At 42.6% G+C, this 25,407-nt stretch carries 20 protein-coding genes and 2 tRNA genes; 5 read left to right on the top strand and 17 right to left on the bottom strand.

The window, feature by feature from the left end; genetic code table 11:
* Positions 1–17: 17 nt before the first annotated feature.
* The 9 genes from BLP87_RS12185 to BLP87_RS12145 all read right to left on the bottom strand — a co-directional run bounded on the left by BLP87_RS12185 (position 18) and on the right by BLP87_RS12145 (position 14,150).
* Entirely contained in the window at positions 18–1,376 is a 1,359-nt protein-coding gene (locus tag BLP87_RS12185; protein ID WP_074462915.1) for an ATP-binding protein, read from the bottom strand.
* A 15-nt stretch (positions 1,377–1,391) separates the two neighbouring features.
* The gene (locus BLP87_RS12180) at positions 1,392–2,096 is read right to left on the bottom strand and encodes a LytR/AlgR family response regulator transcription factor (RefSeq protein ID WP_074462914.1); all 705 of its coding nucleotides are present in this window, start codon (positions 2,094–2,096) and stop codon (positions 1,392–1,394) included.
* Between the two features lie 28 nt (positions 2,097–2,124).
* Positions 2,125–2,601, bottom strand: coding sequence for a flagellar export chaperone FliS (locus BLP87_RS12175; protein ID WP_074462913.1), 477 nt, complete (start codon positions 2,599–2,601; stop codon positions 2,125–2,127).
* A gap of 37 nt (positions 2,602–2,638) precedes the next feature.
* Positions 2,639–3,814, bottom strand: a complete 1,176-nt coding sequence (locus BLP87_RS12170; protein WP_074462912.1) for a flagellin N-terminal helical domain-containing protein — start codon at positions 3,812–3,814, stop codon at positions 2,639–2,641.
* A 28-nt stretch (positions 3,815–3,842) separates the two neighbouring features.
* Positions 3,843–6,983: a DUF6240 domain-containing protein gene (locus BLP87_RS12165; protein ID WP_074462911.1), complete on the bottom strand. Its 3,141-nt coding sequence runs from the start codon at positions 6,981–6,983 to the stop codon at positions 3,843–3,845.
* Positions 6,984–7,098: 115 nt separating this feature from the next.
* Positions 7,099–9,057 carry a 1,4-alpha-glucan branching protein GlgB gene (gene glgB, locus BLP87_RS12160; protein ID WP_074462910.1) on the bottom strand — a complete coding sequence of 653 codons (1,959 nt, stop codon included), beginning with the start codon at positions 9,055–9,057 and terminating at the stop codon, positions 7,099–7,101.
* 31 nt (positions 9,058–9,088) lie between these two features.
* Positions 9,089–12,457 (bottom strand): tetratricopeptide repeat protein, encoded by a 3,369-nt coding sequence (locus BLP87_RS12155; protein ID WP_074462909.1) that lies wholly within the window; start codon positions 12,455–12,457, stop codon positions 9,089–9,091.
* A 55-nt stretch (positions 12,458–12,512) separates the two neighbouring features.
* Positions 12,513–13,373 (bottom strand): 16S rRNA (adenine(1518)-N(6)/adenine(1519)-N(6))-dimethyltransferase RsmA, encoded by an 861-nt coding sequence (gene rsmA, locus BLP87_RS12150; protein WP_074462908.1) that lies wholly within the window; start codon positions 13,371–13,373, stop codon positions 12,513–12,515.
* On the bottom strand, positions 13,374–14,150 hold the full coding sequence (locus tag BLP87_RS12145; protein ID WP_074462907.1) for a TatD family hydrolase: 777 nt from the start codon (positions 14,148–14,150) through the stop codon (positions 13,374–13,376).
* A gap of 206 nt (positions 14,151–14,356) precedes the next feature.
* Between BLP87_RS12145 and BLP87_RS12140 the strand changes: the two genes are divergently transcribed.
* Positions 14,357–14,429, top strand: a tRNA-Lys gene (locus BLP87_RS12140).
* A 122-nt stretch (positions 14,430–14,551) separates the two neighbouring features.
* Here BLP87_RS12140 and sufU read toward each other — a convergent pair.
* The 5 genes from sufU to sufC are packed head-to-tail and all read right to left on the bottom strand — an operon-like array spanning position 14,552 to position 19,597.
* Positions 14,552–15,007 carry a Fe-S cluster assembly sulfur transfer protein SufU gene (sufU, locus tag BLP87_RS12135; protein ID WP_026656238.1) on the bottom strand — a complete coding sequence of 152 codons (456 nt, stop codon included), beginning with the start codon at positions 15,005–15,007 and terminating at the stop codon, positions 14,552–14,554.
* Positions 14,997–16,217 (bottom strand): aminotransferase class V-fold PLP-dependent enzyme, encoded by a 1,221-nt coding sequence (locus BLP87_RS12130; protein WP_074462906.1) that lies wholly within the window; start codon positions 16,215–16,217, stop codon positions 14,997–14,999. The genes sufU and BLP87_RS12130 overlap by 11 nt, the downstream gene beginning before the upstream one ends.
* A gap of 16 nt (positions 16,218–16,233) precedes the next feature.
* Positions 16,234–17,403, bottom strand: coding sequence for a SufB/SufD family protein (locus tag BLP87_RS12125; protein ID WP_074462905.1), 1,170 nt, complete (start codon positions 17,401–17,403; stop codon positions 16,234–16,236).
* 13 nt (positions 17,404–17,416) lie between these two features.
* Positions 17,417–18,826, bottom strand: coding sequence for a Fe-S cluster assembly protein SufB (gene sufB, locus BLP87_RS12120; RefSeq protein WP_074462904.1), 1,410 nt, complete (start codon positions 18,824–18,826; stop codon positions 17,417–17,419).
* A gap of 12 nt (positions 18,827–18,838) precedes the next feature.
* On the bottom strand, positions 18,839–19,597 hold the full coding sequence (sufC, locus tag BLP87_RS12115; RefSeq protein WP_074462903.1) for a Fe-S cluster assembly ATPase SufC: 759 nt from the start codon (positions 19,595–19,597) through the stop codon (positions 18,839–18,841).
* 155 nt (positions 19,598–19,752) lie between these two features.
* Between sufC and BLP87_RS12110 the strand changes: the two genes are divergently transcribed.
* Both BLP87_RS12110 and BLP87_RS12105 read left to right on the top strand, forming a co-directional pair.
* Positions 19,753–19,823 (top strand) — tRNA-Gly (locus tag BLP87_RS12110).
* A 54-nt stretch (positions 19,824–19,877) separates the two neighbouring features.
* The gene (locus tag BLP87_RS12105; protein ID WP_074462902.1) at positions 19,878–20,774 is read left to right on the top strand and encodes a putative manganese transporter; all 897 of its coding nucleotides are present in this window, start codon (positions 19,878–19,880) and stop codon (positions 20,772–20,774) included.
* 128 nt (positions 20,775–20,902) lie between these two features.
* Here BLP87_RS12105 and BLP87_RS12100 read toward each other — a convergent pair whose 3' ends face one another.
* The 3 genes from BLP87_RS12100 to BLP87_RS12090 form a co-directional block, all read right to left on the bottom strand.
* Positions 20,903–21,178, bottom strand: a complete 276-nt coding sequence (locus BLP87_RS12100) for a hypothetical protein (protein WP_026513471.1) — start codon at positions 21,176–21,178, stop codon at positions 20,903–20,905.
* 163 nt (positions 21,179–21,341) lie between these two features.
* The gene (locus BLP87_RS12095) at positions 21,342–22,031 is read right to left on the bottom strand and encodes a hypothetical protein (protein ID WP_074462901.1); all 690 of its coding nucleotides are present in this window, start codon (positions 22,029–22,031) and stop codon (positions 21,342–21,344) included.
* Positions 22,028–23,215: a DUF3810 domain-containing protein gene (locus BLP87_RS12090; RefSeq protein WP_074462900.1), complete on the bottom strand. Its 1,188-nt coding sequence runs from the start codon at positions 23,213–23,215 to the stop codon at positions 22,028–22,030. Before BLP87_RS12090 ends, BLP87_RS12095 begins: the two co-directional genes overlap by 4 nt.
* Before the next feature lie 196 nt (positions 23,216–23,411).
* On the opposite strand from BLP87_RS12090, the gene BLP87_RS12085 reads away from it, so the two are divergent.
* Both BLP87_RS12085 and BLP87_RS12080 read left to right on the top strand, forming a co-directional pair.
* Positions 23,412–24,104 (top strand): response regulator transcription factor, encoded by a 693-nt coding sequence (locus BLP87_RS12085; RefSeq protein ID WP_074462899.1) that lies wholly within the window; start codon positions 23,412–23,414, stop codon positions 24,102–24,104.
* A gap of 1 nt (position 24,105) precedes the next feature.
* Positions 24,106–25,407, top strand: coding sequence for a sensor histidine kinase (locus BLP87_RS12080; protein ID WP_074462898.1), 1,302 nt, complete (start codon positions 24,106–24,108; stop codon positions 25,405–25,407).

Below are 25,407 nucleotides of genomic sequence, written 5' to 3'. Positions count from 1 at the left end.
TTCACAAGGTTTCTACGCTATTCTTTGTATGAAAGGATGACTTTAACCTTGAACCATCCGTCTTCATACGTACAGTTCATGTTTCCGCCGTATTTTTCCGCCACCTGCGCTATGGATTTAAGGCCATAGCCATGTTTAACATTATCTGCCTTGGTGGTCTTGGGCAGATTCGTACCGCGAAAGATCCTGCGGCGCTGATTGTTTTTAAGGCGCACAAAAGATCCGTCGGAGCAATTTTCGCATTCAATAATAATGAACTGATTGCGGCTTCGTACGGACAAAGTGATAAGTCTTTTCTCCTTATCAGTAAGTACCTGAGTCGCTTCAATTGCATTGTCGATAATATTTCCAAAAAGAGAACAGATATCTTTTACATGAATTGCCGAAAGAACATCTCCGTCAACCATGGCATTTAAAGTGATGTCTTTCTTCTGGCACTGAAGGCTCTTGGTCGTAAGAATTACATCAAGAACGCGGTTTCCGGTATTCATAAACGATTCCTGGATTGCGATCGCCTGCTCCATATCATCCAAAACTTCCGCACGTTTCTTGGGATCGTCCTCATTTTTAAGCGCAAGGACGTAATGCTTCATGTCATGTATCTCTTTTCGTAGCGCCTCGGAATTATCTATGGCAAGTTTGTACTGCTCATACTGTCTCTGGAAAAGCTGATTAATTGCGTCGTTCTCACTCTTTGCCGCCATCTCGTTCCTTCGTCCCATCTCAGTCATGAGCATCAACATTCCTCCAAAGTCAACAAGAGTACGGACATAGAGCATGTTCTCGGTTGCTGAAAACGGAGTCCTTTTAGTGACAAAGCTTATGTTGGACATTATGAAAGCGCCGATACCTGTTGCAATGACACTGATAAGCTCGCGCTCACTTATATTTAGATTTCTGTTTCCGGGGAAATTATCACGTTCAATGCGATAGTAGATATTATAGGTCAGTGCAAAGACAACGAACATGACCGCAAATGACGGAAGAAAGCCTTCATATCCGTTAAGATATACAGCCCATACATACAACTGCTTGTACAGACTGGCTGAAAATTCTGCAAGAACAAACGCATGCGTTGTTATGACGCCGCAGTCCCTGGGCTTAATGTCAAGTACCATGTACAGAGTCAGATACATCAAAGCCACGGCACCGACCATGCTGGGGATCCAGAATCCTATCGGCAAAAGACCTGCCACAAACTGAAATCCCACCTGTGCGGCAAACGAAAGTACACACTGCAATGCATACAGCTTGCCATGACTGTCTCTTTTATAAATATTGAAATATATAAAAACCGCCAGCCATTCAGCAATGGCGGTAAAAAGTCGCGGGGTATCCTGTAAATTCTTCGGGTCTAAGAATGATGAAAAATCCATAGATTCTCCTCTTTTTTACAAAATATCTTCCGTCAGCGCCATCATAAATTCCTTCTTACGTGCGCGGCTTATGGGAAGAACGATCCCACTCGTCAAAAGAACTTCTTCCTTCCTGACACCTTCAACGTAAGACAGATTCACGATATAAGCATTGTGACATTTACTAAAACCGTGACCGCTAAGCATTTCTTCAAACTTTTTAAGCGGTCCAGCAGTTATATAATCTTCATCGGCACAGTGAATACAGACATTGTTTCGCTGGCTCTCGATGTAATAAATATTGTCGCAATCAAGCTTAAGTTGTCGCTCGTCCACAGATACCCTGATATAGAGCTTTTCTTTTTTGGTCATAACACGCGAAATAGCCTTGTCGAACAGCTGCTCGAATTGCAGATACGGCACCGGTTTAAGCACATATCCAAGCGCATCGACAGCATATCCCTGCACGGCATATCTCACCGTTGACGTAATAAAAATAATTACCACGTCAGCGTCAACCTTTCGGATTTTCTCAGCAGCAACCATTCCGTCCAGATGCTTCATTTGAATATCGAGGAGAATAATATCGAACTGTGCCCGATACTCATCCACAAGATCGATACCGTCAGAGAAGTGGGTTATGTTAACCTGCTGATTGTTTTTATTCCCATAGGTCTGTATGTAGTTTCTGAGTAAGTCGGCCTGATCCGACTCATCTTCTACGATACAAATATTTATCATATTTTAAGTATAACAAAAAAATGTATATTTATGCCATATATCCTCGATTGGCACATACCATCGCAAGATCCTCATTCAGGCAGTGTCTTCCGTATGTAAGACCCGTGTATACCTTCTGGGTATTTCCCATCATTGGACTGCTTGTGTCATACTTCTCGATTTCTTTATATGCTTCTTTTAAGCACTTAAAATTCTGAACCACTCTCCAGATCTTATGGCTGCTGTAATTGACTCCTGCCACCATAAGCTCCTTTTTTGAAAAAATATAGATGGCGTGTAGATTCTTGGCAAGCTCATAGCTGAGATTAAGAGATCTGATAAGTTCGTCAATGCAGCTCTGCGCATATCCAATATACTTATCAGCTTCGTCTTTTTTCCCTATACCGATCTCATCTATCGCATCATTGAGATACTCTATGACCATCTCATACAAGATTGTGATGAGCTGAGTTTTATTTGCCTGTGATATCTTAAGGGTAAATTCCTGCTTCTTTTCCTGTGTCATTGTCCACCTCGATTACTATACAACCGGTTAAAAAAGTTTACTGAAGGAGCTGCAGAATCTGCGCCGGTCTTTCATTGGCCTGCGCCATCATTGATGTTCCAGCCTGAGAAAGAACCTGCTGTGTGGAATATATTGTCATCTCCTCTGCCATATCTACATCCATGATTCTTGAGTACGCCGCAGTCATATTCTCAACGGTAATATCAAGACCGCTTACCGTGTGCTCAAGTCTGTTCTGATATGCACCAAGCCTGCTTCTCATGGCATTAACGGTTTCGATTGCATCCTTCAGACTGTCAATTGCCTGATTTGCACCTGTAAGATTAGACATATCAAGGTTACTGATCCTGAGCGCCGTAAGTGACACCTGCGGAATCCTGATATCAAGTGTCTGTCCCTCGTTTGCTCCAACCTGCATTGTCATCGCGCCCTTGCCGGTGATCTCAAGATTAAGAGTTCCCTTGTAGGACTCATCCATTTTTATGCTGATGCTCTTTCCGGTGCCGTCTGACAGTGTAAGAACGTCTTCCTCTATGCTTGCGATCATATGATTTGTCATGTAAGGTTCTTCTTTTCCGTCTTCACCTATCTTATATACTTTTATATTGCTGAGATCCGCATCCTCACTGAAGATAGCTTTTTTATCGACACCCGCTTTTCCCATAAGTCTGGCAAAATCAATATCAAGTCCTCTTACTTCATAATTGCCGGCATCAAAGTTATCTGAATAGCTTGCAACTTTAATATTCGCATTTGACTTGCCGCTCTCATCGGTAACATATCCTTTGAGGTCAAAAGAGCCGTCAAGAATATTTTGTCCGTTGAACTGAGTGGTGTTTGCCATTCTGTCGATTTCCTGTTTAAGCTGCGTAACTTCCTCCTGAATTGTCTTTCTGTCATTTTCGGTGAGTGTTCCGTTACTTGACTGAATTGCAAGCTGACTCATTCTCTGGAGAACCGCATGTATCTCTGAGAGTGTTCCGTCTGCAACCTGTACGATTGAGATTCCGTCGTTTGCACTGTTATTTGCAACTCCCAATCCTTCTATCTGTGAATTCATTCTTCTGGACATTGCAAGGCCCGAAGGATTATCCTTGGCATTTGCAATCTTAAGACCACTTGAAAGTCTCTCAAGTGATTCCGAAAGAAGCTTGTCATTTTTCTGTAAAGCATTGTTTGCGATCATTGCGGACATGTTGTAGTTTACTTTCATGTTAACCTCTTTTCTGCACGTATAGAGCTTAGAGCGCCTCTATAAATGCTTTCGCCATTTTCAAAAGTGTGCCTGTATCTGCTGTCAAATTACTTTCGCCGTCCATGGCTTGTGCATTAACCGTGCCTACTTTGGTAGGTTGTGCCTGTGCGTTATAGAGAATCGCAATTCTGTTTCGGTCTACACCTGCATCCTCTATCTTCTCCGCTAATTTATCGCACATCTTAGTTTTTACGCTTTCAAGATATTCAGTCTCTTCGGGACTTCCTGCATACGTTGTTGTAAGCATTCCCGTTATACCGCCTTCCTCCCGGTAAAGATTTGCCGAGATAAGACCGTAGTCTGTAGTCTGAACACTTGCTTCCATCCTTGAAATTCTGCTGTTGTCACTCCTTAGAGTGATGTGCATTGATACTTTTGTTCCATCTATTTCCACCGGCACTTCGAAGGTTCCTTTCTCCGATGTGTATGCCATCACGGAAATCTGTTTTTGCATAAGAGTAATTGCCTTAACATCAATGTACTCTGTTTCCGGATCTACAAGTACATCCGAAAGTTTGTCGGAAATATTTTCAAGACTCTTAGTATAAGTCTCTTCGTAATTGTCATTATCAAGAGCTTCTGTAAGAGTATCCATATCTTCTGCTATATCTCTCTTTACAAGCTCCTGCGCCCTGTTCCATAAATTTCCGTTTCTTCGATCCCGCCTCACGCCGATCATAGCTTCAAGATTGTTGAAATTCATCTCAACTTCAAATGCTTCCATCTCTGCGATTGCGGCAGGTGCAGCCTTTGAACCGGCTACATTTCGTATCTCCTGCACCTGATCTTTGATATATGCTTTCTCAAGTTCAGGATCGATCTCTTCATTCTCAAGCGCCCTTGCAAAATCCTCCAACTCTGTAGCGGGCGTGGGTTTTGCTGCCTTTAATTTTTCGGGCTCGAGATTCTCATATACTATATCGGCTTGTGACCTATAAAATCTGAAGGCCGAATTTATCTGTTCGTCAATTTTCACAGAATTTCCTTCTTTTAGGTCAACTCCGCCAAAGTTATCACTCACGGAATAATCAATGCCGCTCTTTGCGGTCCTTCCACTTCTTGTCTCGATCAAAAGATTTCCCAAGGTCATATCTTTTCCCGTCTTTAATACGGAACCGATTGCCTTGTAATCATTTGCCTTTAATGTATGGAAAAGTCTGTATATTCCGATAAAAGAAGCCTTCTCTTCTTTCGTGATATCTTTTTTCTGCTCAAGCTTGCAGATAAACTTGGAGAACTTTTCACGGGATCTGTCGGAATCTCTTTTTCCGTCGCCGCTTCCGTTAAACATTCCCTGATCGAGGCTGTCCGAAAGCTGCTCAAGCGTCATATTGAGAGGATTGTTTCCTTCTCTTATAAGATTCAAAACCGCTCCGGGCTTAAGTCTTTCAAGCGTTGCGACAAACTTGCGGTCCCAGGCCCTCACGTTTTCAAAATTCTCTTCCGTGATCTCCATACTGTTATATCCAAGTATTCTTACCGCTCTGCGATTTTCCTCATTTGCCTCTTCGCCGAAATCCCGAAGTATATCATCGACATTTCTGAATGCTTTCTTAATACTATCTCCAAGATCCGCTCTGGGTGCGGTCATCATAGATTCATAGCCTTCGCCCGCAGCCTTGAACTTTCTTGTAAGGCTCGCCGAGACATCACTTATCTGCGAAAGAGTCGCTGTCTGCAATCTTCCCGCCATGAGTCCCGAAATGTCCGCAGGGCCTTTACTTATAATCTGAATCTTCTCAAGAGTCAGGTCATATACTCTTGCAGGCCCCGATGCCTTAACACCTGTGATGTCGTCTATGATCTCGCCTGCCTGCGTACCCTCTATGTCTTTTAAGATGTTCGAAAGCTCTTCGATAAGATTCCTCATTGGCGCCGTATCTATCTCAAAACCTCTGTCCAAAAGGTTTTTGTTTGCTTCGACACTCATGCGAAGTCTTACTTCCTCAAGCTGAAGTCTCGCCGCAACGACTTTGGGATCGTTATCGGACAAAAGAGCTGTCGGATTCTCAGGGTTAACTCCCGCTCCTTCACCGCTTGCCATAACAAGATTCTTGATATTCAGCTCTTTTTCTTCTTCAACAACACTCTTTACCGCATCATCGGTGATAAGCTTGGTATTTTCATAAACTCTGATTGCTTTTTCTATATTACTTTCCGAATCCGCAAGATTTCCCTCAACCGCACTTTTACCGTCAAGTATCGCAGATGCAGCCGCCTTAACGGCAGCCTCCTCCGATATGGGAAAATCCACCTTGGCAATTTCGGTAAGCGTGCTTAAATTTTCGGGTGTTAACGGGATTCCCTGCTCAACCATCCATTTTGCGTCATTTCTTATCCCCGAATCATTTGTATCATATCCTGCTTCGGCAAGCACTTTATCTATCTGCGGAGCGAGACTGTCCCAGTTTATGCTGTCCGCTTTCTGCGCATAATAACCGCCTGCTTCCTGCGCATAGAATCCTCTTCCCGAAAGATTCTGTCCGTTTGTACTGTGAGCTGCAAGATAAAAATTGCTTATTGTGGGCTTCATGTTATTGAGAACCATGTATTTGACCGCACCGTCTGAAGGCTCCTTAATCTGAGCAGCCTCTTCATAAGCTCCTTTTGCCCCTCTTACATTCTCAACGGTCATTGGAATATCGTTCTTGGAAAACTCCTTTTGAATGGACTCCGCAAGTGACCTGCTTCCCGTTATCTTCGTAAGTTTCTCAACGCTCATATCATCGTTGAAACCTGCAACTTCAACTCCGGACTCCAAAAGTACACCCTTGATCTTATCAAGGATGTTCACTGTATCTGAACTATTAAGATTTTTCACATCAAAACCATCCTGAAGAGCCTTGGCATAGTCCTCCTCAGACATAGTATTTGACAGTAGTGCCATATAATTATGCTGCGTCAAAACATCCGTGTTCTTTGCCATCTCGCTGATATCCTCAGCTCCTCTGGCATGACTTGCATATACATCATTACTGAATATGCTTGTATCAAGGTTAACGGTAATCGCACTCACCGAGCTTTGCTTTACCACACTCTTATTGATCCTGTCCTCAGCATCCATGCCGACGTACATAGAATCCTCAGTTGTCTTCTTCCCTGTCACAGTCTGAAAATTAATGTTCATATACGCCTCATTTTTAATATAAATGTACTGCTTATGTAATCTAAAAAGGTGACGGGTTTACATTCCGTCACCTTCTATTTCGGCTGAAAAATTTTATTTCTTAATATCAAAATTTTTATATTTTTTCTTTTACGGTTCCGGCAGTTTTCGCGCTTTTCCTTTTCTTTGCCGTTCCCTTAAAGCGAAATACCTCAGCTCCGTACGCAGGAAGATCAAATGTTATGCTGTAGTCTTTGTAGTCGCAGAGTCCCTTCTTTGCAGTTATCTCACTTGGAATATTACTGCCATTTCCGCCAAACTCTACTCCATTACTGTCCAGGATATGCACATATTTGCCTGAAAAAGGAACTCCGACCTTAAAATCTTTTCTCTCAACAGGTGTCATGTTGATAACAAACAGCAGGTTATCCTTACCATCTATAGCACGTCTGTAGAAGCTGTAAGTGCTGCGCTCCTTGTCATCTGCATTTATCCACTCAAATCCGCCCCAATCGTTATCTACTTCGTACATAGCGGGATATTTTCTGTATATCTTCAAGAGCTGAGAAACATAGTCCTTCATTCCTCTGTTGAGATCATTTGCCAAGAGGAACCAGTCAAGCTCCCGCTTCTCACTCCACTCTCTTTCCTGAGCAAAGTCCTGTCCCATGAAAAGAAGTTTTTTGCCCGAATGCCCAAACATGAATGTATAGCCGGCACGAAGGTTCGCGTACTTATCAACCTTGTACCCCGGCATCTTCTCAAGCATAGAACACTTAAGATGCACAACCTCATCATGCGAAAGAGGGAGAATATAATTCTCAGAGCTGTTATAACTCATGGCAAAGGTCATCATATTGTGAGCGCCCTGCCTGAAATACGGATCAAGCTTCATGTACTCACAAAAATCATGCATCCATCCCATGTTCCACTTAAACGCAAATCCAAGTCCATCCTCTTCAGGTGGCGCTGTGACTTTAGGCCATGCCGTAGATTCTTCGGCAATCGTAAGAAACTCGGGATATGTCCCTCTTACCACGCTGTTTAAATGTTTAAAGAACTCTATCGCATCGAGATTCTCTTTTTCACCATATTTATTTGGAACCCACTGTCCGTCTTTTTTGCCATAATCAAGATAAAGCATGGAAGCGACCGCATCCACACGTATTCCGTCTATATGGAACTTTCTTATCCAGAAAAGAGCATTTGCAATAAGGAAATTTTTTACCTCGGGTTTACCCAGATTAAAAATCTTGGTTCCCCAGTCTGGATGCTCGCCCTTTCTCGGGTCGGGATCTTCATAAATGCATTTTCCGTCAAAACAGGAAAGTCCGAATTCATCCGTTGCAAAATGCGCGGGAACCCAGTCAAGTATTACTCCTATGTTGTTCTTGTGAAGCTTGTTGACAAGATACATAAAGTCCGAAGGCTCACCGTATCTTGATGTCGGGGCATAGTAGCCCGTAACCTGATAGCCCCATGACCCGTCAAAAGGATGCTCAGCTATTCCTATGAGCTCAATGTGGGTATAAGGCATTTCTTTGAGATACTCGACAATTCTGTCTGCGAACTGTCTGTAAGTATAAAAACCATCTTCCGTCCCATCCGGATGTTTCATCCATGAACCGATGTGGCATTCGTAGATTGCAATGGGCTGTCTGTTGGGATCCTTGCCCTTTATTTTTTCATACCAACCTGAGTCCGACCATTTAAAGCCGGATAAATCTGTGGTTCTGGATGCGTTTCCGGGACGAAGTTCAGAATAATTTGCATAAGGATCGGCTTTATACAGCTTTTTTCCTTCCGGTGTTGTTATGAGGAACTTGTACAATTCACCCACTCCAACTCCCGGAATGAAACCTGTCCATATATTGCCGACAGAAGTACGCTCTAGAGGGTGCGCATCTTCAGCCCAGTTGTTGAACGATCCGACAACATGGACTTTTGCTGCATTTGGTGCCCACACAGCAAAAAAGTATCCCTTCTTCCCATTTTCTTCTGTGGGATGTGCTCCGAGTTTCTCATAAATCTCATAGTGCGTTCCCTGTCCGAATAAATATTCGTCAGCTTCAGATATAAATACTTTTTTGCCCATGTATCCCCCTCGTAAGTATATTTAAGCTTTTTTAGTGCATAAAATCTTTTTCTCTGAGGATTATCATATCATTTTCATCATATCGCTTGCGTGCTATGAGATCAACAAAATGAGACACCGATCTCCTCTCTGCATTTTCTATAGCCTCATCAACCATATCCCTTACCTCTGAAATCGTAACATCGTGATACAATGTCTGGCTTTCGGATATCTTGGTATGAAGTGCGAGAATACCGAGATTGTCGATAGCATATTCTTTCTCAAGCGCATACTGCTTAGCATACGCAACAAGCGACTCATCATCAAGAGCCTCTATATCAACTCTTACGCTGAAACTCTCTTTGTAATCAGGATTACTGTCAAGGAATCTGTCCATATCTTCCTTGGTGTCTTCCATTACTATTATTATACCCTTTTTCTGTTCTTTGAGAATCTTTATGAGCTCAGCAGCTGTATCAGGCAAAAGATCCGCCGCTCTCTGAACAACAAGTGCACCGTTTGCCAGCTTATCAAAAATTGCTGCCGGTCCCCTTTTATTAAGCGTATTTGCGGCTACCTTGGCAACTTTTCCGTTGAAGACAGAATTGGATGCCTGCACAACGCGGATAAGTCCCTTTGCAAGATTTATTGTTCCTGCTCCCTCGTCACCGGTAACAATTACATTTCCGCTAAACGCATCCATGCTCATGTTATCGATTGCCTTGATTATCTGTCTTCTTGATTTCTTATGATGAATATAAGGTCCGAACAATTCCTTTTCTTCAGGAGTCATCTTCCTTATTCTCTCTTCAAATTCTCTGTTTCCGGAGTTATGCTTCTTAAGTTTCTTCTTTGCACCCTGTGTTCCGTCCTGACTCTCGTTTCTCTGCACATCGGCTCTTTCCGTTCTCTCCGGCCTCTCAACTCTCTCAGGTCTTTGTCCCTGAGGCCTTCTGTCGGAATTTCTGTTTCTTCCTCTGTTCTGAGGACTTTCGGAGTCGTCTTCATGCGCAGCTTCTTCCGGTTCTTTCTCCAGCTTTACTTTGCTCTGTGGAGTACCGAAATCTTCGCGTGCAAATCTGTCCTTTTTCTTCTCAGGCTCTTTAGCCGGTTCTTCTTCGTCTATTTTTTCAAAAGAACTGTCTACGCCTTGTTCTGCATTATTTATAACTTCATCGACAGCTTCGTCGATAATGTCGGCATTATCCCTTGACCAGTCGCCTCGTCCCGATGCTCTCTTCTGCTTTTCCTTCTTAATGGCATCGGAAATTGCCTTCTCAATTTTCTCCTGAAGTCCGGCCTTTGCTATCTCATCGTAATCAGCAAAAAGATCTCCCGTCTGATCCGAAACCTTTTTCTTAACGCTCTCTAACTGTCTCTCCTGCTGATCCTTCTTGAACTGTTCCCAGTTCTGGATATACTCGGAGATACTGATCTGCCCCGTGATCTGCTTTTCTACCACAGGGTCAGGCTCAACGGCAAGCTTGATCTGACCGTCATAATCCTGAGAAAGTATATTATCAAGTCCATTACCGTTCTCATCAGCGTCAGCCACATTTGCATCCGAATTTGAATTTTCATTCACATTCGCATTTGTTCTCACATTCTGCATGCTGTAGCTTCCGTTCGGATGAATGACCGCACCCGGCACTTCCTCTTCCAACGGTCTGGTCTCATAAGTTGCACTGAAAGAAGGCTGTTCATCCGGAACATCTTCAAGATCAAAAAATCCTGAAGTCTCTTCCTGTGCTATTTCTGCTATATCTGAACTCTGTTCCTGCATGGGAACTTCATTTCTGACTTCGGGAGCCGGCTTAAATACAGGCTCTTGCTCAGGCACATGAATCTCATGTGTATCAAAAAATACTTCCTCTATACCGCCGGGTGTAGGCTCTCCTATAGTTCCGCCAACACGCGAAAAAGAGCCGTCATTTTCATCATCATCAAAAATTTCCGGTTCTAAAGACTCTGCCATTTCTTCTGCAAAGGTTGTATTTTCATATACTTGCTGCACACCCATAGTATCAGGCTTAGGCTGCGCCATCTCCTCCTGATACTGCGCAAAGCCTGACTGCTGAGGTGTCTCAGGCTGACTTGCAAAGTTATCCTGAGATTGCGCTGTCTCCTGCTGCTGTGCGAAGCTCTGCCCGTATTGCTCTGCCTCCGCTTGCTGTGCGAAGCTCTGTGCGTACTGCTCTGCCTCTGCCTGCTGTGCGAAGCTCTGTCCGTACTGCTCTGTCTCTGCCTGCTGCGCAAAACTCTGCTGGTATTGTGCCGTCTCTGCCTGCTGCGCATAGCTTTGCCGATACTGCATTGCATCTAATTGCTGTGCATAACTTGCGGGATACTGCGGTACATCCTGTTGCTGCTCATAGCCGGTCTGATACTGCGAAAATCCCGGTTGCTGCTGTGGATAACCGGGCTGTGCGAATCCCTGGTATTGCGCCGCTTCCGGCTGCGGTGCATAGCCCTGCTGATACTGCGCCGCCTCTGGCTGCGCTGCATAGCCTGTCTGATACTGCGTCGCCTCTGCCTGCTGCGCAAAACTTGTCTGCTGTACAGGCGCCTGTGGCTGATCGTTTCCTATATATGGTTTCAATTCCTCCGCAAGCGCTGCCTGCAGATTCATTGTATTGTATGCGCTTACATCAACGGACGGAGCTTTGATCTCAACATCATTTGAGACAGGTGGAATCTCTCTGGTGTCCTGTCCAAATACCTGAGACTGCTGCATATTCTGAGGCATCCTGTTCTGCGCAGGATCCTCTTTATTGTATGCTATAGATCTGTCTATATATCCGCCGTGTTTCTGCTTATATCTGATATATCTGTCCTGCTGTTCAGGGGATAAGGGTTCGTGAAGCGCCTTGAGCTCCAGCGCCTTCATGACATAGTTGCCGTCTCCGAGCCACAAAAACATCTCATCGCATGTTTCAATGCACTCAGTAGTAAGACCTATCCTATGATAAAGATAAGCCAACTCATATACCCATTTTTCTCTATAATCATGTTTTTTGAATTCTTCGAGAACAGCGATTCTCTCTTCAAGACTTACTTCCTGAGCTTCATAGAGTTTATACTGTAAGATATATCGCCCTGTATCTCTGGGCGCTATTCTGACAAATTCTTTATAATATTCAACTGCCTGAACAAACTCTCCCATTTTTATTGCAAGTTCACATAGGGAGTATACAATCGCTCTGCCCGTGGGGTGTCTGTCGTATGCCATGAGCAGAATATCTCTGCTCTCTTCAAAGCGTCTGTTTATCTTATATAGATCACTTATCGTGCAAAGCATTGCAACACTCTTTACACGCTTCCAGTCAATAGTGTCCGCAATCTTCACAGCCTCGGCAAATCTGCCTTCCCCAATTAAAGCCTTGATCTCATCGGCTCGAATCTTGTATTCAACTTTATCCAAAATATCACCTCTTTGGTGCCCCAACTATATCCAGTGTTAGTTTAACATAAGCACCTTATCTTTGTAAAATGTCTGAAAGTCGCGCAAATTGCGTAAGCGAAAGAATTTCTCCCCTTGCTTTTTCGTCAATATTTATCTCAGTTAACGCATCTTGAACCTGCTGTCTTGTAACCTTGAGAGAAGGGTTGTTTGAAAGAGAATTTGAAAGTGTCTTCCTCCTCTGATTAAATGCTGTTCTTATTATCTCGAACATATACTTTTCGTTGCCGACTTCTACCGCCGGCTTCTCATATCTTTTAAGATGCACAACTGCCGAACCCACGTTGGGCTGCGGAATAAAGCTTCCGGGCGGAACATTCATTACCGCCGTCGCTTTGGCATAATATCCCACAGCCAGAGAAAGTGAACCATAGTCCTTATTTCCGGGTCCCATCACCATTCTGTCTGCAACTTCCTTCTGCACCATGACAGTAATGCTGTCGATAGGTGCGCCGCTCTCAAAGAGCTTCATTATTATCGGAGTGGTTATATAGTATGGAAGATTGGCAACAACCTTTATTGCCCTTCCTTCGTTGTATTCTTTTACAATGCTCTCTATGTCTACCTTAAGAATATCTTCATTGATTATCGTAACGTTGTCATATTCAGACAATGTATCGTTCAAAACAGGAATAAGTGTCTTATCTATCTCAACGGATACAACCCTCTTTGCAGCCTCTGCCAGATACTGGGTAAGGCTTCCTATACCGGGTCCTATTTCAAGGACACAATCTTCTTTGGTGACTCCGGAAGCCTCAACTATACCGTCAAGTACCCCGCTGTCTATAAGAAAGTTCTGTCCAAACTTTTTCTTGGCGCTCATATTGTATTTGCTCAACACTTCCTTTGTGCGTGCTGCATTTCCAAGATATGCCATTTATACCTCCGTCATTAGGCCGTACATACGCTTTGCATTTTCTTCTGTAATACGTATTACGTCTTCTTCGCTGATTCCTTTTATGTTTGCTATCTCTTTTACCACGTAAGGCAGGTTTAAAGAGCTGTTACGCTCCCCTCTGTGCGGTTCAGGGGAAAGATACGGACAATCCGTCTCAAGAAGTATCTTTTCCATAGGTATCCGGTCTACTACTTCTCTCAGCTTCTTGCCATTCTTAAATGTCACCACTCCTCCGACTCCTATATAGAAGCCCATATCCACACATTCTTTTGCAATTTCTTTTGAATATGAAAAACAGTGCACCACTCCGCCTATATCTTCCGCATGCTCGCTATGCATTATATCCATCGTGTCTTTTGCGGCATCCCTTGAATGGATAACAACAGGGAGCTTTACTTCCCTTGCAAGATCAAGCTGTCTGACAAACCACTTCTTCTGAATCTCGGGCGCAGGATCGGGCCAGTGATAATCAAGTCCTATCTCTCCTATAGCAACACATCTTTCATCCGCACTCCATGCTTTTAATCGGTCCATGGCTTCATCATTAAGCTCTTCCACTTCACTGGGATGTACTCCGACTGCCGCATATATAAATCCGTACTTATGGGCCAGCTCAAGTGCTCTTTCACTTGATGCCATATCCGCACCTATATTTACAACATTTCCGATTCCTTTCTCTGCCAAAGAAGAAATGAGTATCTCTCTGTCTTCATCATACTGTCTGTCATCGTAATGAACATGCGTATCAAATATCATTTACACACCTTCCACATTTTTCAAAATTGCATTTTTGAATTTTTTCATAACATCTAATTTACCACAAATATATCCTCACAGATATGCGAATTTAAAAAAAAATGAATTTTTTTTATTTTTTTTCAAAAAAACACTTGCAATTCTTTTTTAGGCGTAGTAACATATCACTTGTCGTTGAGATACGGCAAAGCCGCTAAATAACGAATGCGCTGCTAGCTCAGTTGGTAGAGCACCTGACTCTTAATCAGGTTGTCCAGGGTTCGAGACCCTGGCAGCGCACGCCGAGTACTGTTTTTGTAGGTATATCCTATGAGGATGGTACTTTTTTTCTGCATTTTTGAAAAAAAAGAAATGCCGCAGAGAAATAATCCGATTAAAGATTTTTCTTTGCGGCATATTTTTTATTCTTCGACTTTATCAACTGCTTTTTCCGGATGTTCCAACATCTCCTGCATGGTATGCCATCCCAGAACGGCACATTTAACTCTTGCAGGCATATGTCTTACGTCCTGAAGCGAAGCAGCTTCATCAAGGGACTCTATGCTCTCCTCGTCCGTAATATCGCCCTTTATCATGCCCATAAAAGTCTCGGCAAGCTTAATGGCATCTTCTTTGCTCTTTCCGATTATCTGATCAACCATCATATCTACAGAAGCCTGTGAGATCGCACATCCGCTTCCGATATATTTTCCATCTGTAATAACGCCGTTTTCAACCTTAAGCTGCAATGTGATATCATCACCACAGCTTGGGTTTATTCCACGCATTACAAGATCCGGATTTTCTAATTTACCTTTGTGTACAGGGCGCAGATTATGCTCATTAACTATCTCGCGATATAACTGCTTAAGCTCCATATCCCATGACCTCCCTAACCTTTGCAAGTTTCTCCAAGAATATTTTAACCTCTTCTTCTGTATTATAGAAGTACAAACTTGCACGTGCGGTAGATCCTTCTCCGATAAACTGCATAAGTGGCTGTGCACAGTGATGTCCTGCTCTGATACATACATGATCGTCGTTAAGCACCGATGAAATATCATGCGGGTGCACACCGTCGATTGTAAATGTAACTATTCCGCAATGTTTCTTGGGATCTTTTGATCCATATATCTTGATATACGGAAGTTTTGACATGCCTTCCATAAGAAGTGCCGTAAGTTTCTGTTCCTGCGCCTCTATGGCCTCAAAACCGACGTTTTGAAGGTATCTGATTGCTTCGGCAAGTCCAACCGCTCCGGATGCGTTTACAGTACCTGCCTCAAACTTATGAGGAAGCTCCGCATAAGTAGCATCTGTCCTTGTAACATACTCAATCATTTCTCCGCCTGTAAGGAAGGGAGACATATTTTCCAAAAGCTCTTTTCTTCCGTACAGAACACCGATTCCCATAGGTCCGAGCATCTTGTGTCCGGAAAATGCAAAGAAATCCGCACCAAGATCCTGTACATTGATCTTCATATGAGGTGTCGACTGAGCGCCGTCTACTACTACGATTGCTCCCTTAGACTTTGCATATGCCACAATTTCTTTTACAGGATTGGTAACACCCATGACATTGGAAACATGCCCGATAGCCACAACCTTTGTCCTGTCTGTTATCTTGCTCTCATACTCTTCCTTGGAGATAACGCCCTCTTCATCAGGCTCAAGATATACAAGTTTTGCATTTTTCTTCCTGCATACCATCTGCCAGGGCAATATATTGCTGTGATGTTCCATCACTGAGATAACAACTTCATCTCCTTCTGATACATTATCAAGCCCGTAGCTGTATGCCACAAGATTAAGAGATTCGGATGTATTTCTTGTAAAAATAATTTCCTCGGGAGTTGCCGCGCCTATAAAATCCGCAACAACACGCCTTGAATCTTCGTACATATCAGTTGCCGCTATACTCCAGTCGTATAAACCTCTGAGCGGGTTGGCATTAGCCGTGCGATAAAAATTTGATATTGCATCCAGAACCTGATTCGGTCTCTGGGAAGTAGCCGCATTATCAAAATATACATAGTCACCTGAATTTAATATATCGAAGTCTTTTCGATAATCTCCGATGTTAGCCATTTTCTTTTCCTACCTGTTAAATAATATTCTGAATGTAGAATATAACTCTCTGTTCCAGTTCCTTATCGGGAATCGTTCTTGCAACGCTGTCAAGTCTTGCCCTGATCATCATGCGTTTTGCATTTTCCTCATCGATTCCTCTTGTCTGCATATAGAACAACAAGTCCTCGCCAAGCTGTCCTATTGTTGCGCCGTGTCTTCCGTCAACATCTTCTTCCTGACAAAGTATCACGGGCATGCTGCGGTTTATAACATCAGGGCTCAGCATAAGTGTATCTTCCTGCTCATCACCTGCCGATCCCGAGCTTCCGTTTTTAAAATCAATTGTTCCTCTGAATACCTTTGTTGCGGAATCCATCAGAACTCCTTTTGCGTGCATGACTGAGTTTGTATTTTTTCCTCTCTGGTCTGCGATGTAATTCACATCAAGGAAATTATTGTATCTAACGAGATATCCCATGTTAGATATAAGCTCAGCATCTTTTTCAACAAGGTTCACAAGACAACCTGCCCAGGTCTTCTCTGCTCCAAGTTCCAACGTTGTAACGCCGATCGATCCGCCCTTAAAACAGGCACCGCCGATATCATCGAAATGAATGAACTTATCGCCAAGCATCTGAATCTTATATATATTTATCTTTGCACCCTCTTCAGCAAGAAGTCTTGTGCTGATCCCGTGGAATCCGCCGAACTCTTTCTCTGACTCATACACAAGAATAACGCTTATCTCAGAATCTTTCTTGGCATGAATGACCTGCGATGATATACATCCCTCGCCGTCTTTCATCTTGTACTCTATGATAACGGGCTCGGAAACTTTGACATTTTCCTCAACCGTATACACATCACACTTTGCGCCTGCAGAGATCATGAGCTCGTCCACATCGATTCCCATGCCCGTTCTGATTGCCTGTCCGTCATTTCTTCCGGATGTATCTGCGTTAGGCCCTGCAAAATCACCTGTGGTATACATGATCCTGTCTTTATTTCTTATGAATATTTCGCCCGCTTCCGTAAAATCAACTCCGCGTCTTACATCTACACCCTTCGGCATCTTGACTGCATCCGGAGTTTCAAAGCTGTCTATTTTTATATCCGATTCGGAAACTGTGCTGTCATTGACTTTCAGAAAACCATATGTCAGAACAGGCAGCACATTAACCTTCATGTTCAAATCTTTGTTCATGTGAAATCCCTTCTTAATGTCCGCTCATTTCAAGCTTTATAAGGTTATTCATCTCAACTGCATACTCAAGCGGAAGTTCCTTAGATACAGGATTGGCAAATCCGCTTACGATCATCGCCTTAGCCTCTTCTTCACTGATTCCTCTGGACATAAGATAAAAAATTGCGTCATCACTGATTCTTCCAATCTTAGCCTCGTGTCCTACATCAGCATCATCAGTTCTGATATCCATTCCGGGAATGGTATCCGCTCTTGAAATACTGTCAACCATGAGTGAGTCACAAGAAACCGATGCTTTTGCCTTTTTAGCCGAACTCTGAATTACAACGCTGCTTCTGTATGTTCCTATTCCGCCGTCCTTGGAAATTGACTTGGAATTGATAACCGATGTCGTTCCAACACCCTGATGTACTACCTTTGCTCCTGTATCAAGGTTCTGACCTTTTCCGGCAAAAGTGATACCGGTAAATTCCATCTTGGAATGATCACCCTTAAGGATTGTCATGGGATAAAGATATCCCGTATGAGATCCAAACGATCCCGATACCCACTCCATGATTCCGTTCTCTTCAATAAGAGCTCTCTTGGTATTAAGGTTGTACATATTCTTGGACCAGTTCTCTATTGTTGAATAACGAAGTCTTGCATTCTTAGCCACAAAGAGTTCTACCGCTCCGGCGTGGAGATTGGCTACATTGTACTTGGGCGCCGAACATCCCTCTATAAAATGAAGGTCCGCACCTTCATCGACAATTATGAGTGTATGCTCGAACTGTCCCGCTCCTGCCGCATTAAGTCTGAAATATGACTGAAGGGGAATGTCTACCTTAACTCCCTTAGGTACATATACGAATGATCCACCTGACCATACCGCTCCGTGAAGTGCGGCAAATTTGTGATCCGTAGGCGGTATAAGAGTCATAAAGTGGCTCTTGATCATGTCTGCGTATTCTGTTCTCATAGCGCTCTCAAGATCTGTATATATAACACCCTGAGCAGCAACTTCATCTTTTACATTGTGATATACAAGTTCAGAATCATACTGAGCACCTACACCTGCAAGAGACTCTCTCTCTGCCTGAGGAATACCGAGTCTTTCAAAAGTGTTCTTGATATCCTCGGGGACATCTTCCCAGTTATTCTTCATATCAGACTTATGTCTTACATATGATGTGATCCTGTCCATATCAAGGCCTTCAATACTTGGGCCCCACTTGGGCATCTCCATCTCGTTGTAGAGCTTCAAACACTTGAGTCTGAAATCTCTCATCCATTCAGGATCGTTCTTTTCCGCAGAAACCTTTAATACAGTTTCTTCATCAAGACCTTCCTGCATTCTGTAAAAGTCTTTTTCTGTCTCTATATCTTTAAATTCATATGCGCTGCGGTCTATCTCAACCACTTTCTGTTTGTTATCGCTCATATCAATCCTCTGTTATTCAGCTTCTGAGATAAACTTCTCAAATCCGTTAGCGTTGATCTCGTCAACAAGTGATCCGTCACCTGTGCAAACAAGTTTTCCTTTTACAAGCACGTGTGTATAATCAACATGAAGTGCCTCAAGGATCTTGGTGCTATGTGTGATTATAAGAAGTGCTCCGTCCTTTTTCTTCTGATACTCCTGAATGCCCTTAGATACTGTTCTTACAGCATCAACATCAAGTCCCGAATCTGTTTCGTCAAGAATCGCAAGCTTGGGATTGAGCATAAGAAGCTGAAGAATCTCTGCTTTCTTTTTCTCACCGCCTGAGAACCCAACGTTAAGATCTCTGTCTGCGTAGGACTCATCCATAGAAAGAACTTCCATAGCTGACTTAAGTGATTTCTGGAAAGCCATGAGCTTTACAGGTGCACCTGTCTGAGCATGAAAAGAATTTCTTATAAAGCTGCTAAGTGAAATTCCCGGAATCTCGTGTGGATTCTGGAATGACAGGAACATTCCGGCCTTAGCTCTCTTATCTGCAGAAATATCTGTAATATCCTGCCCGTCAAAAATAATATTTCCCTCTGTCACACAGTAATGAGGATTTCCCATAAGAGAATATCCAAGTGTGGACTTTCCTGCTCCGTTAGGTCCCATGAGAACATGAGTCTCTCCCGGCTTTATATCTAAACTGATCTTGTGCAGAATCGGCAACTCGTTATCTATTGAAACAGATAAGTTTTTTACCTGTAATAAAGACGTATCTGACATGATAATTTTCCTTTCTATGTTTTCCTACCAACTTGGTAGGAAATATAATAACACCTCATATTTCTGTTGTCAATTTTCAAACAATCTAAAGTTTATCATAAAACCCCTTGACATACTACATAAAAGTATTTAAAATACAATCTTGTCAGTACCGTGCGGGTGTAGTTCAATGGTAGAACACTAGCCTTCCAAGCTAGATACGTGGGTTCGATTCCCATCACCCGCTTTACTGATTTTTTTTTACCCTTTTTTCTTTCTTTAATTAGCAAGGAGTTAATTCATGGAACTGTTTATCGATGTTGTCATGGACGCGCTTATCGATTCTCTTAAGATACTCCCCTTTCTTTTTATAACTTATCTTTTAATGGAATATCTGGAGCACAAGACTCAGGAATATACGTCTGCGATTGTCCAAAAAACAGAATATTTCGGGCCTTTATGGGGCGGACTTATTGGAGTTTTCCCTCAGTGCGGATTTTCAGCGGCTGCTTCAAACCTGTATGCAGGAAGAGTCATAACGCTCGGAACGCTTATAGCAATATATCTTTCGACTTCGGATGAGATGATCCCGCTCTTTATATCTGAGCAGGTTCCGGCGCCGATCATGATAAAGATATTACTGATAAAGGCAGTTATCGGAATTATTGCAGGTTTTATTATAGACGCCGTTGTACACTGGCATCATATGAATCACAATAAGCGGCTTGACGATCCGGTTCAGATAAATGCCCTTTGTGAAAAAGAGCATTGTCACTGCGAAGAAGACGATCACAGCGGTTTTATCGGAATCGTGAAATCTGCATTTGTCCATACGATCCATATTTTTGCTTTTGTTCTTGTTCTTACTTTGATATTGGGATTTGCGATTGAGCTTATCGGTGAAGATAAATTATCGGAACTGCTTAAGACAAGTCCGGTGCTCAGTCACCTTCTTGCGGGAATTATAGGTCTCATCCCAAATTGTGCGGCATCGGTTATAATCACAACCTTATATCTTGATAAGATGATCACTTTCGGAACCATGATGTCCGGTCTTTTGGTTGGAGCCGGAATCGGACTTTTGATACTGTTCAGAGTTAATAACAATAAAAAAGAAAATATCAGAATCGCTATTCTTTTGTTCCTTATAGGAACTGTCGTAGGCGCTTTGCTTGACGTCCTTGGAATCGCATTATAGAAAAAACATATAACAAAGCATGAAAATACCCCGATGCATATGCATCGGGGTTTCTTATGTACTGACTAAAGCAATTGATTAAACTAGTGTTACCTGTTGTTTAATAAATCTAATTGAATTAGCTATTATTATTTTGCTGATGAAGCGTCTGCTGCTGCGTCTGAAGATGCCTCTGATGAAGCGTCTGAAGATGCCTCAGATGAAGCGTCTGATGAAGCATCTGAAGATGCGTCTGTAGCTTCTTCTGTTGTCTCTTCTGTAGCTGCCTCTTCAACTGAGAAAGCTTCTACTGATGCCTCTACAGATGTCTCCTCTGTAGCTGCGTCTGCTGCTTCGCCGCAACCAGCAAGAACTGCTGCTGAAAGTGTTAAAACTGAAAGTAATGTAACGATATTCTTCTTCATAATATATTCTCCTCTTTTCTGCATACTTTGCAATTACGAATTATTGCAAACAATTGCTTCAGTACAGTTATAGATTATATATTGTGAAATGAAGAATGTCACCGACAAATCGTCGCATAATATCTTAAGATTTCCTTAATATTTTGTGCAATTCTCACAAATTTTATTGATTTTGAATGTCTGCGACCCCTGTTCCGGCTGTTGAATCATAGCTAAGTGTTATGTATATACCCTCTCTTGAAGCCTGATTAAAGTCCCCGCAGACAAACGAATATGCCTTTCCCCCGTCATCTTTTATGACAATTTCCCACTGTGCACTGTCTATTTTGATATCAAGATCGACACCGACAAGTGTATATCCCGCAGCAACCGTTATCCCATCGCCAAGCAGGTTTGCAGAGTATTCATCACTTGTCATATCATGAAGAACCATCTCCGTTATCGTGAATTCCGTGTTGTTTATGACAGTTGCGTTTAGCATTGCCTCTTTTAAGGCCGCTTCTCTTTTGGCATTATCTTCGGCAAGTTTTGCATCAAGCGTCAGCTGTATACTCTGATATTCCCCGGTAAGCTCGGTCATCTTGGGAACATAATATTCCAGCATACTGTCACTTAGTTTGGAAAAATCTTTATTTTCTATAGCGCTTTCTTTCTGCGCTAGTTCATCAAGAGTTCCCCGTAGGCTTGAATCTGTTATGTCAAGATATGTATTTTCCGCATTATTCTTGGCTTCAACAAGAGCTGCCTTTAAAGCCTCCGCTTCGCTTAGTTTCTCCGGTGAAGGTTTACACGCGACAAGCAGGAGCGCCGTCATAAGCGTTCCTGCTCCGCAAATCAACCTGTTAATCTTCATATTTTGTCCCCCGATTCATTTTCTGCATACTCGGGCTCATTGTAATAGTAATCCATGATAAGTGCAACTACATGACAATAACTGACTTTTCCGGAAAGCACTCCGTTTACTTTAAGATTGGTATCTATGAAGGTTTCAGCCGCTTTTTTAACCGTTGCCGTCTTAACTACGGCTTTCTTTTCAACTTCAACCCACGCTTCCTTGGTAAGGAACTGGTTGTCGTACTTTACTCTGTCCGATATTTTCACATGTGACTTATATTCCTGCTTGCTGACTGCATTATAAAAATCATTGTTTATATAATTAAGAACTCCCAGATATCCACTGTATCTAAACACAATGTCATCAGATTTTATACAAGCCAGAAATCCCAGGAAGTTCGCTTCATCTTCATATATATATCCGTGTGTGTGCGCAAGTTCATGACACATGGTAAATGGCTTATTCATTATAGACATCGTGTCGTTATAGTTTGCTTCCATAGAGAACGGGAAGTAATATCCCTGCATATATTGCTGACTCATAAAACCTGAGAAATGAAGCGGCTTGGGCGTAACATAAAATCCTCCAAGCCTCGGAAATTCTCCCTCAAGATTTTTCATTGCACGGATAGCCTGAGTTTCCATGTTTCCGCAATATATAACATTTCCTCTTTCATCGTGAGGAACCTGCTCTGCAAGTTCATTACATTTTTTAACCACGTAGTCTCGCAGTTCCGCAAGCTGTGCAAGATCGTATTCTCTTATATAACCCGCTTTTGCCACCTCAAGCTTGGACGTATGATACAGAACAAAGCAGTTGAGCGACATTATCGTGCATACTATCGCCATAACTATCGGAGATACTCTGTGAAGAATTCCGGAAATTCTCTTAAACACTCTATCTGCACGATAGAATCCACGGCCCTTTTTTAAAGCACTTCTTGAATAGATCCAGAATAAAGTATGTAAGGCTATGAATAAAAGCGCAAAGGCTGTAAATACAACAAGTATCACCAGCATGATCTCGCCTACCGAAAAAGCAAAGCGGCTTGTAAGCGCTCCGTACACCGATGTTATCCTTGGATAAATGTTCGTAACGTAGAAGTCAGAAAAGGCCGCACTTTTCCATGCGGCCAAATTAAAAATAAAACAAAATGCCATTATTAAGGATATTTTTATGGAGAATACTCGTTTTCCGTGCATTTTTCTGACTCCCTGTTTCTTAAAATTCATTTATAAATATTCTACATTAAAAATATGGACTGAAAATGACCAAACTATTGATAAATCGTTCATATTTTATACATATATTTGTTTTTAATTTTCTTTTATCCTTCTCTCAATATGGTAAAATTATCTTGAAAAGGAAATCCCTTTGCGGAGGAACGGAGGATCACACATGCGACTGCTTCTTGCTGATGACGAAAAAGAATTATCCAACGCCCTCGTAGCTATATTGAAACACAGCAGCTACACGGTAGACGCTGTCTACAACGGGACAGATGCCTTAGACTACGCGCTTACGGGAAACTACGACGGAATAATCCTGGACATTATGATGCCCGGGCTTGATGGAACGGAGGTCCTTAGACAGCTGCGAAACAGAGGAATATCTACTCCCGTTCTTTTTTTGACTGCAAAATCCGATGTCGATGACCGTATAAAGGGTCTGGATCTTGGTGCCGACGACTATCTTACAAAGCCTTTCGACATGGGCGAACTTCTCGCCAGGATTCGTGCAATGCTTCGAAGAAAATCTGATTTTTCACCGGTCAATCTGACTTGCGGAAATCTGACGCTTGATAGGAACGTATATGAGCTGTCCACTCCGAATCACAAGCGTATACGGCTTGCGGGACGCGAATTTCAGATGATGGAAATGCTCATGGATACTCCCGGTAGGATTGTCTCCGTTGATACCTTTATGTCACATATCTGGTCTGACGGCGAAGCCGACGTAAATGTTGTGTGGGTAAACATCTCAAATCTTCGAAAAAAAATCCTTTCTCTTCATGCAAACTGCGAAATAACGGCCTGCAGAGGAATCGGATATTCAATAAATGTGATTAAACCAGGTAAACCGGAGCTGTAAAATGGTAAATAAATTAAGAAAAAAATTTGTTATAACCGCTATTCTTTCACTGCTCCTGATTCTTGTTACAATGATCGGCATAATAAACGCCATCAACATGCATCAGGTCGTTTCTGATGCAGATGACACTCTTGCGCTCCTTTCATCAAACAACGGATATTTTCCTGCAAAGATTATTTCCAAAGCTACAAAAGCCACTTCTTCCTTTAAAACACCGGGTGCATTCGATTGGGAAGTGATCAATTCAAATCATTCCGCGGAAACGCCCTTTCAGGCAAGATATTTCTGGGTAAAAATGGATTCTCATGCCAATACGATAAAAATTAATACCGTCCACATCGCATCAGTTTCGCACGATATCGCCGAGCAATATGCAAAAGATCTGTACTTTTCAAACTCAAGAAAACTCGGCTTTTATCATTCCTACAGATATCTGATATCCGATGCCTCGGACGGCACGAAGCTTCTTCTTTTCCTTGATCTGAGTACCGCGATAATAAATGCCAAACAACTTATGGTCCAGTCACTGGCGATCGGCATACTTGCTCTTATCGCCATGTTTATTTTGGTATTTCTTTTTTCCGGACAGGCTGTTGCACCCGCCGTCGAATCCTTGGAGAAGCAAAAGAGATTTATCACAGACGCAGGACACGAGCTCAAAACTCCTCTTGCCGTAATCTCCGCAAATATCGACGTTCTTGAGCTTGAGCAGGGCAAAAACGAGTGGACTTCAAGCATAAGAAATCAGCTAAAGCGCATGAACAGTCTTGTAAAAAATATGCTGACTCTTTCCAGACTGGATGAAGAGAGGATGCACGTTGTATTTACAGACTTTGACCTCAGCGAAACGCTTAAAGATGCCGCTATTTCTTTTGAACCAATCGCTGAATCGCAAGAAAAAAAATATAAGATTGACATCCCAGACGGAATACATATCGTAGGAAATAAGAGCTCAATGAACCAGCTCGCCTGTTTACTTATAGACAATGCCTTTAAATATTCGTCTCAGAACGGAAGCATCCATGTTCTTCTTTCAATGGGAAAACACATTGTCTTTGAAGTTTCCAATACCTGTGATACAATTCCTTACGGTAATCTGGACAGACTTTTTGACAGGTTCTACAGAGCCGATTACTCAAGAAGCAGAGAAACGGGCGGATACGGCATAGGTCTTTCCGTTGCAAGAGCTATCGTCACTTCCCACGGGGGAACGATCGAAGCGATACGTGACGGCGATAAGATAATAAGATTTGTCGTAACCCTTCCGAAATCACAGAACAAAAATACTCAGAAGAATAAATAG

The organism is Butyrivibrio hungatei, from assembly GCF_900101605.1.
Classification (GTDB): Bacteria; Bacillota; Clostridia; order Lachnospirales; family Lachnospiraceae; genus Butyrivibrio; species Butyrivibrio hungatei_B.
This window is presented reverse-complemented; position numbering and strand designations above follow the sequence as displayed.